The organism is Herbaspirillum chlorophenolicum (assembly GCF_001189955.1).
Classification (GTDB): Bacteria; Pseudomonadota; Gammaproteobacteria; order Burkholderiales; family Burkholderiaceae_D; genus Herbaspirillum; species Herbaspirillum chlorophenolicum.
Genome location: NZ_LFLT01000066.1, coordinates 1 through 14,032, shown reverse-complemented (window position 1 = coordinate 14,032; position 14,032 = coordinate 1). Strand labels below are relative to the sequence as shown.

Annotated in this window: 10 protein-coding genes; 6 read left to right on the top strand and 4 right to left on the bottom strand. The window is 61.2% G+C overall.

Going from position 1 to position 14,032, the window contains the following annotated elements; all coding sequences use genetic code 11:
• Window positions 1-64: 64 nt before the first annotated feature.
• The 4 genes from AKL28_RS21835 to ompA all read right to left on the bottom strand — a co-directional run bounded on the left by AKL28_RS21835 (window position 65) and on the right by ompA (window position 6,222).
• Window positions 65-3,775, bottom strand: a complete 3,711-nt coding sequence (locus AKL28_RS21835) for a DUF748 domain-containing protein (protein ID WP_050470425.1) — start codon at window positions 3,773-3,775, stop codon at window positions 65-67.
• Between the two features lie 273 nt (window positions 3,776-4,048).
• Window positions 4,049-4,717: an HAD family hydrolase gene (locus AKL28_RS21830; RefSeq protein ID WP_050470428.1), complete on the bottom strand. Its 669-nt coding sequence runs from the start codon at window positions 4,715-4,717 to the stop codon at window positions 4,049-4,051.
• A 71-nt stretch (window positions 4,718-4,788) separates the two neighbouring features.
• The gene (gene ubiG / locus AKL28_RS21825; RefSeq protein WP_050470424.1) at window positions 4,789-5,496 is read right to left on the bottom strand and encodes a bifunctional 2-polyprenyl-6-hydroxyphenol methylase/3-demethylubiquinol 3-O-methyltransferase UbiG; all 708 of its coding nucleotides are present in this window, start codon (window positions 5,494-5,496) and stop codon (window positions 4,789-4,791) included.
• Between the two features lie 111 nt (window positions 5,497-5,607).
• Window positions 5,608-6,222: an outer membrane protein OmpA gene (gene ompA, locus AKL28_RS21820; protein ID WP_050470423.1), complete on the bottom strand. Its 615-nt coding sequence runs from the start codon at window positions 6,220-6,222 to the stop codon at window positions 5,608-5,610.
• 121 nt (window positions 6,223-6,343) lie between these two features.
• Between ompA and AKL28_RS24675 the strand changes: the two genes are divergently transcribed.
• From AKL28_RS24675 to AKL28_RS21795, 6 genes are all read left to right on the top strand, one after another.
• A complete protein-coding gene (locus tag AKL28_RS24675) occupies window positions 6,344-6,724 on the top strand; it encodes a hypothetical protein (protein ID WP_156226437.1) in 381 nt (126 codons plus the stop codon).
• A gap of 206 nt (window positions 6,725-6,930) precedes the next feature.
• Entirely contained in the window at window positions 6,931-9,591 is a 2,661-nt protein-coding gene (gene gyrA / locus AKL28_RS21815; protein WP_050470422.1) for a DNA gyrase subunit A, read from the top strand.
• Between the two features lie 62 nt (window positions 9,592-9,653).
• Window positions 9,654-10,766, top strand: coding sequence for a 3-phosphoserine/phosphohydroxythreonine transaminase (gene serC, locus AKL28_RS21810; RefSeq protein ID WP_050470427.1), 1,113 nt, complete (start codon window positions 9,654-9,656; stop codon window positions 10,764-10,766).
• Between the two features lie 107 nt (window positions 10,767-10,873).
• Entirely contained in the window at window positions 10,874-11,947 is a 1,074-nt protein-coding gene (pheA, locus tag AKL28_RS21805) for a prephenate dehydratase (protein WP_050470421.1), read from the top strand.
• Window positions 11,948-12,009: 62 nt separating this feature from the next.
• Window positions 12,010-13,116, top strand: a complete 1,107-nt coding sequence (gene hisC, locus AKL28_RS21800; RefSeq protein WP_050470420.1) for a histidinol-phosphate transaminase — start codon at window positions 12,010-12,012, stop codon at window positions 13,114-13,116.
• Window positions 13,117-13,123: 7 nt separating this feature from the next.
• Window positions 13,124-14,011: a prephenate dehydrogenase gene (locus AKL28_RS21795; protein WP_050470426.1), complete on the top strand. Its 888-nt coding sequence runs from the start codon at window positions 13,124-13,126 to the stop codon at window positions 14,009-14,011.
• Window positions 14,012-14,032: the final 21 nt, after the last annotated feature.

Here is a 14,032-nt window from a genome sequence, read left to right as displayed (position 1 = left end):
AATTATAACCTACTGTAAGGGCACTTCCGGTTTTATCAAGTCTGCAACGGCTGTTTCCTGCCGGTCATTGGATGCTGAGGTCGACCCGGGTAGTCGCTTCCTTGTCCGGGATGCCGTCGGCGTTGAGCTTGGGGGCGATCAGGAAGATGCGTTCCGGGGAAATCACGCTTTGTTCCTGCAAGTAGCTGCGGACCTGGTCGGCACGCCGCTGGGCCAGGTTGCGCAGGTCGTCTTGCGTGACATCGGTGTTGTCGATGATCAACTTCTGCATGTCTTCCGGCGGCAGCGATTTGGTGAGGCCGATCATGTTGCGCGGTTTCTTGAACTTCGCGTCCTTGTAGACCAGTTCGAGATATTTAGGCCGCTCGGCATCGCTGATTTGCACCGCACCGGAGGGTTGACCTTCCTTGTCGATCAGTTCGCGGCGCTTGATGGTGCGCATCTGGCGGTTCAGGGCTTCCTGGCGCAGGCCCTGGTCATCGATCTTGGGATCGACGCGGCCGGTGATGTCGAGCTTGATGCCGGGGCGTTCGTTGAGGACGTGGCCCAAGGCATCGAGCTTCTTGCGAATTTCCGGGGTGATGTCGGCCGAGCCGGGATTGAATTCGATGTAGTGCAGATCACCGATGTTGTCCGAACTGCTGAACATCGATCCGATCAGGGCGAACGGCGAAGTGACTGCCTTGACGATCAGGTTTACGAACATACGCAAGATGATGCCGCCGACCGAGAACTGCGGGTCGGAGAGCGAACCTGAGATCGGCAGGTTGAGGTTGATGTTGCCATTGCGGTCCTTGAGCAGCGAAACCGCCAGCATCACCGGCAGCTTGGTGGCGTCGGGGCCGTCGACGTGTTCGCCGAAGGTGAGCTGTTCGATGCGCACGTCGTTTTCGGCGACCAGCTTGTCGTTCTCGATCTTGTATTGCACATCCATTGACAGCTTGCCCTTGGTGATCGGATAGCCGGCGTACTTGGCCGAATAGGGCGTCAGGCGCGGCAGTTGTACGCCGTTGGCGCTGGCCTTGATGTCGAGGAACATGGGCTTGAACAGGGGATTGAGCGAGCCGGAAATCTGCAGCGGGGCGTCGTTGTCGATCTTGCCGCTGATGTTGACAGGGGCCGGCTGCGGTTTCTCCGACGAGATCTCGCCGATGGTGCCGGCCAGGTCGGTCATATTGGCGGTGTAGTTCGGCTTGACGAAATTGTCGGTGTAGTTGATGTTGCCGGCGGCCAGTACGACTTGCCCGATCCGCACGACCGGTGCATTCGGATCGGCGCCGGCGGCGGTTACCGGGGCGGTCGATGTGGTGGTTTTCTGCTCTTTGTTGTCCTGTTTGTCCTGTTTCTCGGCATTGGTGATCGAGCCTTGCGATTGCGCATCGGAAACCAGGATGTCTTGCAGGTTCAGGCGGCCTTTTTCAGACAGGATGGTGCGTGCGTAGAAGTTGGTCAGCGCAACCTTGTCCAGCGAGATTTGTGGTCGGCCGCCCAGTTTGGCCTGAATGCCGGAGAGGTCGAGCGCGCGCCAGCGCAGGAAGTCGGTGGAGGTGACCTTGTCTTGCATGCGCAGGTTGGTGACGGCGGCGCTGCCGTTGTAACTGAGCGCAAATTTCTGTTGTTCCAGCGGTGGCGTGACGGCCAGCTTGCCTTTGGCACTGAGCAAGCCACTGGTCAGCGTGACGTTGAGCGCATTGGAGAAGTAGCCTTGGAAGGGCGCGACAGGCAGGCTTTTCGCATCCAGGCTGAGATTGATGTTCTTCAACTGCGGTGCGGCCTGGCCGTTGATGTCGAGTTTGCCGTTCTTGTCGAACTGGGCCTGCAGGCTCAACTTGGTGTCCTTGTCCAGCTTGCTGGAAAGGTTCTGCACTTGCAGATTGATGCCGTGGATCTTCAAGCGGGACTTTGCACCGGCAGTCGCATCTTCGAAGTTGATGCTGCTGTCGGCCAGGCTGAACGTATTCAGGCGCGCCACCCATTGCGATGGCGGCGCCCCCTTGGCAACTGCCTTGTTGCCGGATGGCTCTGGCGCGCGTTCTGCGGTGGCGGGGGCGGGAGTTCCAGCCTGCAGCCGTTGCAGGTTGAAACTGCCGTCGCTCTCGCGCCGGATCTCGCCGTTGAGGCCGCTGATGCGGAGGGCATCGGCTTGCGCCAGATGCCCGGCCAGGTCGAGCGAGGCTTGTTGCAATGCGATCGATTTGACCGTGATGGCGTTGGTATTTTTCGCCTTGGGCGCCAGTTTGAGGCTGGCGATATCGAGGCCGGTATCGCTGAGTTTGAGTTGCTTGTCCTGGAATTGGATCGTCGAGGAACCGGACACGGTGCCGGACACATTGGCCGCCAGCGAGCGGTTCAGGTAATTCTGGTAGCCGGCGATGTCGATGCCGTCCAGCGTCAGCTTGCCGTTGAGTTGGGGTTTGAGCGGTGCTATATCGCCGTCGAACGCCAGCTTGCCGTGGCCGTTTTCGACGAGGGAGATTTTCAGCGTGGCGGGCTTGGCATCGGCGTTGGTCGAGATCTGTGCCGCGTCGACGCTGAATTGGCTCAGCTGCACGTTTTGTGCGGGTGATGCGTTGGCTTCGTCGCGCCAGTTGATTTCCCCATCGCGTACGCTGAGTTGCTGTACGAGGATGGCGGCGTCTTTCTTTTCATCGGCAGTGGGGGCGGGCGCTTGTGCTGCCGGCGCATCGCTTGCCTTGACCTGCTTGGCCGGTTTGTCCGAGGCCAGCGCCCGTACCCAGTTGATGTCGCCGCGCGCATTCATTGCAGCCCACACTTGCGGCGCTTCCAGGCTGATCTGCGCAATCTCGCCGCTGGCATTGAGCACGTCGAACTGCTGGATGTTGGCGGCAAGTTTTTTGGCCTTGAACAACTGGCCTTGGCTCTTGTCCTGTACCGAGACGTCTTCCAGCGCGAGGTCGCCGCTCAGTGCGACTTTGGGCTTGCCGTCGGTGCGGACGAAGCTCAGGTCCAGCTTGGTGGAGAGCTTGGCGCTTTGCAGGATGACAGGCAGTTCGGCCGGTACGAAGGGCAGGTAGCTGACCACGTCGAGCTTGTCGATGTCGATCGCGAAGGTCGATTCCTGCGTGCTGGCGAAGGGCTTGCTGCGTCCTTGCAGGTGGAAAGGCGTGCCGTTGATGTCGGCCGAGAGCTGGGGCTGCACGAAGCTGTCGATGCTGCCGGACAGGTTGGAAATGAACGGCAGGCCAATCTGCAGCGCCTGGACGTTGATGTCTTTGCCGGTGACCTTGTCTTCGAATCGGATCTTGCCGTCTTGCAGTTGAACGTTGGCCAGCGAGAACTGCGATTTCGAATCGCTCTTGGGCATGGCATCGATGCGGTCGAGGATGTCGGAGAAGTTGTAGTGGCCGATGCCTTCGGCGTCCAGGCGCACCACATGCACATCGGGCGCGGTCAGCTTGATTTCGTCGAGTACGGGTGCCAGGCGAAAGATGGAAGCGGAAGAGGCATTGACCAGCAGGCTCTTGGCCGAGAAGAAGGGGGTCTTTTGATCCGGTTCGTAGAGCGTGACATCGGAGACGGTCAGCGCCAGCCGGAAGGGGTTGAATGCGACTTCACCAATATCGAGTTTGCGGCCTATCTTTTCCTGGGTCTGCTCAATCGCAGTCTTTTTGATGAAAGAAGGCAGTGCCAGCCAGCTGGCGGCAGCCAGTGCGAGCAGGACAATCAGGAACCAGGCAAGCCATTTGAGCGGGCGGCGAAAGCGCTGCTGCGATTGCCAGTTCTTAAGAGTTGCTGAGATGCCCGGATTTGCCATGCTGGATGTTCCTTCTCGATGCAACCGGGCGGCGAGGGCGCTGCGCAGGAGCAGGCAGGGCGGCACCGGTGCGTTCAACGATATTTGTTATGTGTGCGAAGAACAGGTGGCGGTATAGATGGCCACCTGCATCATTCTAATGCGGCATCGGCAAACGTGGCGCAAAGATCGCGAAATAGGGTGGTGGCAAGCAGGAGACGTGGAATGCAAACCGGCTGCCCGGGGCAGCCGATTGAGGGGACATCAGGCCGGCTGGGCCAGCGCGCCCGGGCATTAAGTGGGAGAGGGGCCCAGCAGTTCCAGCAGTTTTTGCGGCTCATGCAGCAGCGCGTCGGCATCCCAGGATGCCGGCGCGGTGTGGCCGCAATATCCCCAGGCCGCGGCGACGGTGGGCATACCGGCAGCTTTGCCGGCTTGCACATCGCGCAAGTCGTCGCCGACGTACCAGCAATCTTCCGGCGCCAGTTGCAAGCGTTTGGCGGCTTCCAGCAGTGGGGCCGGATGCGGTTTGGGGTGCGGTGTGGTATCGCCGGACACCACGCAAGCGGCATGGCCCAGGCCGATCTGCGGCACCAGCGCATCGGTGAAACGTGCGGCCTTGTTGGTGACGATGCCCCAGGCAATGCCGCGCGCTTCCAGCTGGGCCAGCATGTCGGGGATGCTGTCGAACAGTTTGCTGTGGGCGACCATATTGGCTTCGTAGCGATCCAGGAAGCGTACTTTCAGCGATTCGTACTCGGCGTGGCCGGGGTGGATATCCAGCGCTGCGCCGATCAGCCCGCGTGCGCCGGCCGATGCGACAGGGCGCAGCACTTCGTAAGGCGCCGGTTCAAGGCCGTGTTCGCTACGCAGGAAATTGGCTGCGGCGGCGAGGTCTGGGGCGGTGTCGGCAAGCGTGCCGTCGAGGTCGAACAGGATCGCGCGCGGTGGGCGTAGTGGCATGGTGCGTGACAGGATGAAGTTGGATGGATGGACGCCGCGCATGGGCAGCGGCGTCCGGTAACTGCGGTCGATCAGGCGAGTGGCCGGGTGCAGGCGACCAGATAGTTGACGTCGGTATCGTTGTTGAGCGAATAGATTTTGGTGAGCGGGTTATAGCTCATGCCTTTGAAGGCGTCGATATTCAGGTCTGCCTGGCGGATATATCGCGACAGCTCGGCCGGGGTGATGAACTTGGCGTAATCGTGCGTTCCCTTGGGCAGCATGCGCAACAGGTATTCGGCGCCGATAATCGCCAGCAGGTAAGCCTTGGGATTGCGGTTGAGTGTCGAGAAAAACACCTTGCCGCCGGGTTTGACCAGGGTGGCGCAGGCGCGCACGATGGAAGACGGATCGGGCACGTGTTCCAGCATTTCCATGCAGGTGACGACATCGAACTGCCCGGGTTCGCGCGCAGCCATGTCTTCCGCGGCGATTTTTTCGTAACGCACCTGCACGCCGGATTCCATGCTGTGCAGGTCGGCGACTTTCAGGGCCTTGTCGGACAGGTCGATGCCGGTGACGTTGGCGCCCTTGACGGCCATCGACTCGGCCAGGATGCCGCCGCCGCAGCCGATATCGAGCACTTTTTTGCCGGCCAGCGGCGCGCGGGCATTGATCCACTCAAGGCGCAGCGGATTGATCTCATGCAGGGGACGGAATTCGGAACCCGGATCCCACCAGCGGTGGGCCAGCTCACTGAATTTCTGGAGTTCTTGGGGATCGGCATTGGTCGCATTCATAGGCGCAATGATAGCCGAAACAGGGGCGGGTGTCGGATGGCGGGAAATCAAATAGGCATAAAAAAAACCCCGCCGGAGCGGGGTTTATTGAGGCCTTGTAGCGTCAATCGATTACTTGCGGGTACCCACAACTTCGATTTCCACACGGCGGTTCTTGGCGCGGCCAGCTGCAGTCTTGTTGTCTGCGACTGGTTGCGACTTGCCCTTGCCTTCAGTGTAGACGCGGTTGGCTTCGACACCCTTGGAAACCAGGTATGCCTTGACCGATTCAGCGCGGCGAACCGACAGCTTCTGGTTGTAAGCAACCGAACCAACGGAGTCGGTGTGGCCGACAGCGATGATGACTTCCAGGTTGATTGCCTTCAGGTTGCCGACCAGCTCGTCCAGCTTGGCCTTACCAGCAGGCTTCAGGACTGCCTTGTCGAAGTCGAAGAACGCGTCAGCAGCGTAGGTAACTTTTTCGGATGTCGGAGCAGCAGGAGCGGCGGCAGGAGCCGGAGCAGCAGCGGCAGCAACTGGTGCCGGTGCAGGCGGTTCTTCGCAAGGACCGTTCACGAAGGCGGTTTGCCAGCACAGACCGTAGCCGCTGCGGGTCACGACGTCACGGCCATCTTGCAGGTACACGCTGCCTGGACGGACCTTGATGTCCTTGATTTCCTGGGCAGTGGCAGACAGAGCGATGGCTGCGGACGCAGCAGCGAAGACGAGTTTTGCTAATTTGTTCATGTTTCTCCTCTCGGGTGAGATATCCGCAGATAAACTGCGCTACAAGATTACGACATCAAAAAAATGAATAATATCATGTGTTCAGGTCGTCACAGCCCCCTTGTTCCCTAGGTGGCATGCGATGAACTTAGCCGCCATTCTGCCACAGGGATTGCCCTTGAGTGATGCTTGCTATTTGGTCCAGACAACGTTTTTGGGACTGTGTTGTTTCCGCGCAACGAGATTTTTTGGCGGCATTTTTGTTCCAGAAGAGCTTAAAAAACGGCTGTTTTTACAAGAAAATCCTTATTTTTCATGTAGTTCGCTAATTCTCGCGTCGCCAAGGAAGTTGCGTTTTTCATGCCATATCGATGCGAGTGATGGTTCAGGTAAGCCTCAGCAGAAGGGCTCGGGAAATCCGATTTCAAAAAAACTTGTCAGAAGCTTCATTTTCAGTCGCGACATTGTTCGATGGCAAGTGTTTTGCGGGCAACTCGCATCCTCAAGGCTGCTCCGCTACTAATAATATATAGGCCATCATTCGCGGCTGGCGGATTCCAGCGGCTGATGGTGTGGGCATGAAGCGGTGGCACGCCTGGTGGTCGAGGGGGTTCTCAACCCGGCGGTTCAGCCCTCCGGCATGCTAGAATGCGCTGTTCAGATTACGTCCAAGGGCATGGCCCGCCCGGTATGATTTTTTTAGACCGGGAAACATCTTTCGACTCTCCAATGGATCAATTCGCTAAAGAAACCATCCCCATTTCCCTCGAAGAAGAGATGCGCAAGAGTTACCTCGATTACGCCATGAGCGTAATCGTGGGACGGGCACTTCCGGATGTGCGCGACGGCTTGAAGCCGGTACACCGCCGCGTCCTGTTCGCGATGCATGAGATGAACAACGTGTGGAATCGCCCGTTCGTCAAATGCGCCCGCGTGGTCGGCGAAGTCATGGGTAAGTACCACCCGCACGGCGACGCCTCGATCTATGACACGCTGGTGCGCATGGCGCAGGACTTCTCGCTGCGCTACACGCTGGTGGACGGCCAGGGCAACTTCGGCTCGATCGACGGCGACGGCGCAGCGGCGATGCGTTACACCGAGTGCCGCCTGGACAAGATCGCCAACGAACTGCTGGCCGATATCGAAAAGGAAACCGTCGATTTCGTGCCCAACTACGACGGCAAGGAAAAGGAACCCTCGGTCCTGCCGACGCGCATTCCGAACTTGCTGGTCAACGGCTCTTCCGGCATCGCCGTGGGCATGGCCACCAACATTCCGCCGCACAACATCACCGAAGTCATCAATGCCGCGCTGCACTTGCTGGGCAATGCCGACTGCACCATCGATGAACTGATCGAGCTGGTTCCTGCGCCTGACTTCCCGACCGGCGGCATCATCTATGGCGTCACCGGCGTGCGCGACGGTTACCGCACTGGCCGCGGCCGCGTGATTATGCGCGCCAAGACGCACTTTGAGGAATTCGGCCGCGAAGGCCGTACGGCCATCATCGTCGATGAGCTGCCCTACCAGGTCAACAAGAAGGCGCTGCTGGAACGCATCGCCGAACTGGTGCGCGACAAGAAGCTGGAAGGCATTTCCGACATGCGCGACGAGTCCGACAAGTCGGGCATGCGCGTGGTCATCGAACTGAAGCGCGGCGAAGTACCGGAAGTGGTGCTCAACAACCTGTACAAGCAGACCCAGCTGCAAGACACCTTCGGCATGAACATGGTGGCGCTGGTCGACGGCCAGCCGCGCCTCCTGAACCTGAAGCAACTGCTGGAATGCTTCCTGTCGCATCGCCGCGAAGTGGTCACCCGCCGTACCGTGTTCGAGCTGCGCAAGGCGCGCGAACGCGGCCACGTGCTGGAAGGCCTGGCGGTTGCGCTGGCCAACATCGATGATTTCATCGCCATCATCCGCGCCGCACCGACGCCGCCGATCGCCAAGGCCGAGCTGATGGCGCGTGCCTGGGACTCGTCGACCGTGCGTGAAATGCTGGCGCGCACCGGTGAAACGAACGAAGGCGGCATCGAGGCCTTCCGTCCGGAAAGCCTGCCGGCCCACTACGGTATCCAGTCCGACGGGCTGTACAAGCTGTCCGACGAGCAGGCCCAGGAAATCCTGCAGATGCGTCTGCAACGCCTGACCGGGCTGGAGCAGGACAAGATCGTCAACGAGTACAAGGATGTGATGGCGCAAATCGCCGACTTGCTCGACATCCTGTCCAAGCCGGCGCGTGTCACCGCGATCATCACCGACGAGCTCAATGCCGGCAAGAACGACTACGGAATTGGCGCCAAGGATGAGCGCCGTTCGACCATCGAACTCAATGCCACCGACCTCGGCACGGAAGACCTGATTACGCCGCAAGACATGGTCGTGACGCTGTCGCACACCGGTTACATGAAGTCGCAGCCGGTTTCCGAATACCGCGCGCAAAAGCGCGGCGGCCGCGGCAAGCAGGCCATGGCGACCAAGGATGACGACTGGATCGACCAGCTCTTCATCGCCAATACGCACGACTACATCCTGTGCTTCTCCAACCGTGGCCGCCTGTACTGGCTGAAGGTATGGGAAGTGCCGCAGGGTTCGCGCAACTCGCGCGGCAAGCCCATCGTCAACATGTTCCCGCTGCAGGATGGCGAGAAGATCACCGTGATCCTGCCGCTGTCGGGCGAGAACCGGACCTTCCCGGAAGACCGTTACGTGTTCATGGCGACCAGCCTGGGTACCGTGAAGAAGACCCCGCTGTCGGACTTCAGCAATCCGCGCAAGGCCGGCATCATCGCGGTCGACCTCGATGAGGGCGACTTCCTGATCGGCGCCGCGCTGACCGATGGCGCGCATGACGTGATGCTGTTCTCCGACTCCGGCAAGGCAGTGCGCTTCGACGAAAACGACGTGCGTCCGATGGGCCGTACCGCACGCGGCGTGCGCGGCATGAACCTGGAAGAAACGCAGCAGGTGATCGCCCTGCTGGTGGCCGAGAACGAGCAGCAGTCGGTGCTGACCGCAACCGAAAATGGTTTCGGCAAGCGTACCCCGATTACCGAGTACACCCGCCACGGCCGCGGCACCAAGGGCATGATCGCGATCCAGACCAGCGAGCGCAACGGCAAGGTCGTGGCCGCCACGCTGGTCGAGCCGACCGATGAGATCATGCTGATCACCACCGGCGGCGTGCTGATCCGCACCCGCGTGTCGGAGATCCGCGAGATGGGCCGCGCCACCCAGGGTGTGACCCTGATCGCAGTGGAAGACGGCACCAAGCTGTCGGGCCTGCAGCGCGTGGTCGAGTCGGATGTGGAGGACGAGCGCGGCGAAACAGCCGAAGGCGCGGAAGGGACGGAAGCTGCCGGTGGCGAAACACCAGCCGCAGACGCGTAATACGTTGCAACGCAAGGCGGCTCGCACCACGTGAGCCGCCTTTTTTGATTGTGATCGCAGATATGGTTTACAACTTTTCCGCCGGCCCGGCGGTATTGCCCAAGGAAGTGCTGCAACAGGCAGCCGATGAAATGCTGGACTGGCATGGCAGCGGCATGTCCGTGATGGAGATGAGCCATCGCGGCAAGGAATACATGTCCATCATCGAGGCGGCATTGGCCGATGTGCGCGATCTGCTGGCGATTCCCTCGAATTACAAGGTGCTGTTCCTGCAAGGCGGGGCGATTGCCGAGAACGCCATCATCCCGATGAACCTGGCGGCGTTGCGCTCGCCAGCGGGCAAATGCGAGGCGGGCGTGGCCGACTACGTCAACACCGGTTCGTGGTCGACCAAGTCGATCAAGGAAGCGGCGCGCTACTGCACGGTCAACGTAGCGGCGTCGTCGGCGGAGCAGAAGTTCTCCGCCATCCCTGCGCGCGCAGACTGGAAATTGTCGAAGGATGCGGCCTACGTCCACATCTGCAGCAATGAGACCATCGACGGCGTCGAATACCAGTACACCCCCGATGTAGCGGCCGATACCAACGGCGCGCCGCTGGTGGCCGACATGTCCTCGCACATCCTGTCGCGCGAGATCGACGTGTCGAAGTACGGCGTCATCTACGGCGGCGCCCAGAAGAACATCGGTCCGGCCGGCGTGACCATCGTCATCGTGCGCGAAGACCTGCTTGGTCACGCGCTGCCGTATTGCCCGTCGGCTTTCGACTGGAAGATCGTGGCCGACAACGACTCCATGTACAACACCCCGCCGACCTACGCGATCTATATCGCCGGCCTGGTGTTCCAGTGGCTCAAGCGCCAGGGCGGCGTGACAGCGATGGAGAAGCGCAACATCGCCAAGGCCGGGTTGCTGTACGGCTATCTCGATAGCACCGATTTTTACAGCAACCGCATCGCCAAGGATTGCCGCTCGCGCATGAACGTGCCGTTTTTCCTGCGCGACGAGTCGCTGAACGAAACATTCCTCGCCGGCGCCAAGGAGCGCGGGCTGCTGCAGCTGAAAGGCCACAAGTCGGTCGGCGGCATGCGTGCATCGATCTACAACGCGATGCCGATCGAGGGCGTACAGGCCCTGGTCGATTACCTCAAAGAATTCGAACGGAAGCACGGCTGATTCCTGCCTGCGGGCAGGCCGCTCTCCCGGTGCGGCGATGGCTGCGGCCGGGTAGCGGCGCCGCGCCGTCACGCCGAAGCGGCGGCCATTGAACAAGAAAGAGCAAAATGAGTGACGACAAGTTGCTGCCACTGCGCCAGAAGATCGATGCCATCGATGCGCAGATTCTCGACCTGCTGAACCAGCGCGCCCGTGTCGCGCAGGAAGTCGGCCATGTCAAGGCCGAAACCAACGCGCCGGTGTTCCGTCCCGAGCGCGAGGCGCAAGTGCTGCGCAAGGCGGCCGAGCGTAATTCCGGTCCTTTGCAAGGCTCCGATATCCAGACCATTTTCCGTGAAGTGATGTCGGCTTGCCGCGCGCTGGAAAAACGCGTGGTGGTCGCCTATCTCGGCCCGGCAGGCACGTTCAGCGAACAGGCCGTCTACCAGCAGTTTGGCCACGCGATCGAGGGACTGCCTTGCGTTTCCATCGATGAAGTGTTCCGCGACGCCGAGGCGGGTACCGCCGATTTCGGCGTGGTGCCGATCGAGAATTCCTCCGAGGGCGTGATCAACCGCACGCTGGATCTGCTGCTGCAAACCACGCTGACCATCAGCGGGGAGGTGGCGATTCCGGTACACCACAGCCTGATGACCAAGACCGGCACGATGGATGGCGTGGTCCGCATCTGTGCCCATTCGCAGGCGCTGGCGCAATGCAACGCCTGGCTCAACCAGAACTACCCGGGCATCGAGCGCCAGGCCGTGGCGTCGAATGCCGAAGCGGCGCGCATGGCTGGTGAAGACGCTGGCGTGGCGGCGATTGCCGGCGAGATCGCCGGGCAGAAGTACAACCTGCAGACCGTCAACGCCCACATCCAGGACGACCCGCATAACCGCACGCGCTTTGCCATTATCGGCCGCCTGCGTACCGCTCCTTCCGGCCGCGACCAGACTTCCATCGTGCTGTCGGTGCCCAACAAGGCCGGCGCGGTGTACAACCTGCTGGCGCCGCTGGCCAGGCACGGCGTGTCGATGACACGCTTCGAGTCGCGTCCGGCGCGCATGGGGGCGTGGGAGTATTACTTCTACGTCGACCTCGAAGGTCACGAGCAGGACGACAAGGTTGCGCAGGCGCTGGACGAGCTGAAGCAGAACGCGGCTTTCTTCAAGCTGCTGGGTTCGTATCCGCTGGGCCTGTAAAGTTTATTTCGATCATTGCGCCGCCTGACCCGGCGCTTTCACTCATTTCCGGAAAGACCAAGATGTCCAAACAACTTGCACCTGACTACGTCCGCGCCATCGCTCCTTACCAGGCTGGCAAGCCGATCGCAGAAGTGGCGCGCGAATTCGGCCTGGATGAGGCCTCCATCGTCAAGCTGGCTTCGAACGAAAACCCGCTGGGCATGCCCGAGTCGGCCAAGCTGGCGATGCAGCAGGCGGTGGCCGAGCTGGGCCGCTATCCGGACGCCAATGGTTTCGAACTGAAGGCCGCCATCAGCGCCAAGTACGATATACCGCAGAGCTGGATCACACTGGGCAACGGCAGCAACGACATCCTTGAAATCGCCGCGCACGCCTTCGTGCAGCCGGGACAATCGGTGGTGTATGCGCAGTACGCCTTCCTGGTCTACGCGCTGGCCACGCAGGCGGTTGGCGCGCGCGCCATCGAAGTGCCGGCCAAGGATTTCGGCCATGATCTCGCGGCGATGGCCGGCGCGATCGCTGCCGACACCCGCCTGGTTTATCTGGCCAACCCCAACAACCCAACCGGCACTTTCGTGCCTGCCGATGAACTGGAAGCTTTCCTGAAGTCGGTGCCGTCCGACGTGGTGGTGGTGCTGGACGAGGCCTACAACGAATATTTGGCTGCCGAGCACCAATACGAGTCGACCAGCTGGGTGCGCCAGTTCCCGAACCTGGTGGTCTCGCGCACCATGTCCAAGGCTTATGGCCTGGCCGGCCTGCGTGTTGGTTTCGCCATCGCGCAGCCGGAAGTGACCGACCTGATGAATCGTATCCGCCAGCCGTTCAATGTGAACTCGCTGGCCCAGGCAGCGGCGATCGCTGCCCTGAACGACAAGGCTTTCCTGCAAAAGAGTGCGGAAGTGAACAGCGCCGGCTATCGGCAGCTTACCGAAGCCTTTGATGAGCTGGGCCTGCGCTACGTACCGTCCTTTGGCAACTTCGTGCTGGTCAAGGTGGGTGAGGACGACGGCGCCGGTGCGCGCGTCAACCTGGCGCTCTTGAAGAAGGGCATCATCGTGCGTCCGGTGGGCAACTACGGCCTGCCGCAATGGCTGCGCATTTCCATCGGCCTGCCGCAAGAGAACGCGGCTTTCATCGCTGCCCTGAAAACCGTCCTTGCCTGAGTCCGCCGTGTTCAAGAAAGTTGTCGTTTTCGGTGTCGGCCTGATTGGCGGATCCTTCGCACTGGCGTTGCGCCGTGCCGGTAAAGCCGAACATATCGTCGGCGTCGGCCGCTCGTCCGCGAGCCTGGCGCGTGCCAAGGAACTGGGCATCATCGATGCAGTCGCCACCGATCCGGCGTTCGCCGTCGACGGCGCCGACCTGATCATGCTGGCCGCGCCGGTGGCGCAGACGGAAGCCATCCTTGCTGCCATCGCACCGCATTTGCCGGCGAACGCCATTGTCACCGACGCCGGCAGCACCAAAGGCGACGTGGTCGCCGCCGCGCGCAAGTCGCTGGGCGGCAAGATCGCGCAATTCGTCCCGGGCCACCCGATCGCCGGGCGCGAGATGCACGGCCCGGAAGCGGCATTGGCCGACCTTTACGTGGGCAAGAAGGTGGTGATCACCGCCTTGCCGGAAAACCGGGTTGAAGACGTTGAACGTGTGGCCGCCACCTGGCAGGCCTGCGGTGCAGTCATCCACCGCCTCTCGCCGCAAGAGCACGACGCGGTGTTCGCCTCGGTCAGCCACCTGCCGCACGTGCTGGCTTTCGCGCTGGTCGACGACATCGCCGGCAAGCCGCATGCGGCCACGCTGTTCCAGTATGCGGCCAGCGGCTTCCGCGATTTCACGCGCATCGCCGGCTCGTCGCCGGAAATGTGGCGGGACATCACGCTGGCCAACCGCGATGCCTTGCTGACCGAGGTGGATGCCTATCTGGCCCAGCTCACATCGATGCGGCAGATGATCGCCGACAGCGATGGCGCCGCGCTGGAGAAGATTTATGCCAGCGCCCAGCACGCCCGGCTGCAATGGGCCGCAGCCATCGAAGCCGCCGAGCGCAAGGAATCCTAAGAGCGTGTTGATGATCTCGTT

What these genes read in the sequence shown, in the direction of transcription:
- AKL28_RS21835 (WP_050470425.1), bottom strand. Translation starts at nt 3,775, where the DNA reads ATGGCAAATCCGGGCATCTCAGCAACTCTTAAGAACTGGCAATCGCAG.
- AKL28_RS21830 (WP_050470428.1), bottom strand. Translation starts at nt 4,717, where the DNA reads ATGCCACTACGCCCACCGCGCGCGATCCTGTTCGACCTCGACGGCACG.
- ubiG (WP_050470424.1), bottom strand. Translation starts at nt 5,496, where the DNA reads ATGAATGCGACCAATGCCGATCCCCAAGAACTCCAGAAATTCAGTGAG.
- pheA (WP_050470421.1), top strand. Translation starts at nt 10,874, where the DNA reads ATGAGTGACGACAAGTTGCTGCCACTGCGCCAGAAGATCGATGCCATC.
- AKL28_RS24675 (WP_156226437.1), top strand. Translation starts at nt 6,344, where the DNA reads ATGAACTTAGCCGCCATTCTGCCACAGGGATTGCCCTTGAGTGATGCT.
- ompA (WP_050470423.1), bottom strand. Translation starts at nt 6,222, where the DNA reads ATGAACAAATTAGCAAAACTCGTCTTCGCTGCTGCGTCCGCAGCCATC.
- hisC (WP_050470420.1), top strand. Translation starts at nt 12,010, where the DNA reads ATGTCCAAACAACTTGCACCTGACTACGTCCGCGCCATCGCTCCTTAC.
- serC (WP_050470427.1), top strand. Translation starts at nt 9,654, where the DNA reads ATGGTTTACAACTTTTCCGCCGGCCCGGCGGTATTGCCCAAGGAAGTG.
- gyrA (WP_050470422.1), top strand. Translation starts at nt 6,931, where the DNA reads ATGGATCAATTCGCTAAAGAAACCATCCCCATTTCCCTCGAAGAAGAG.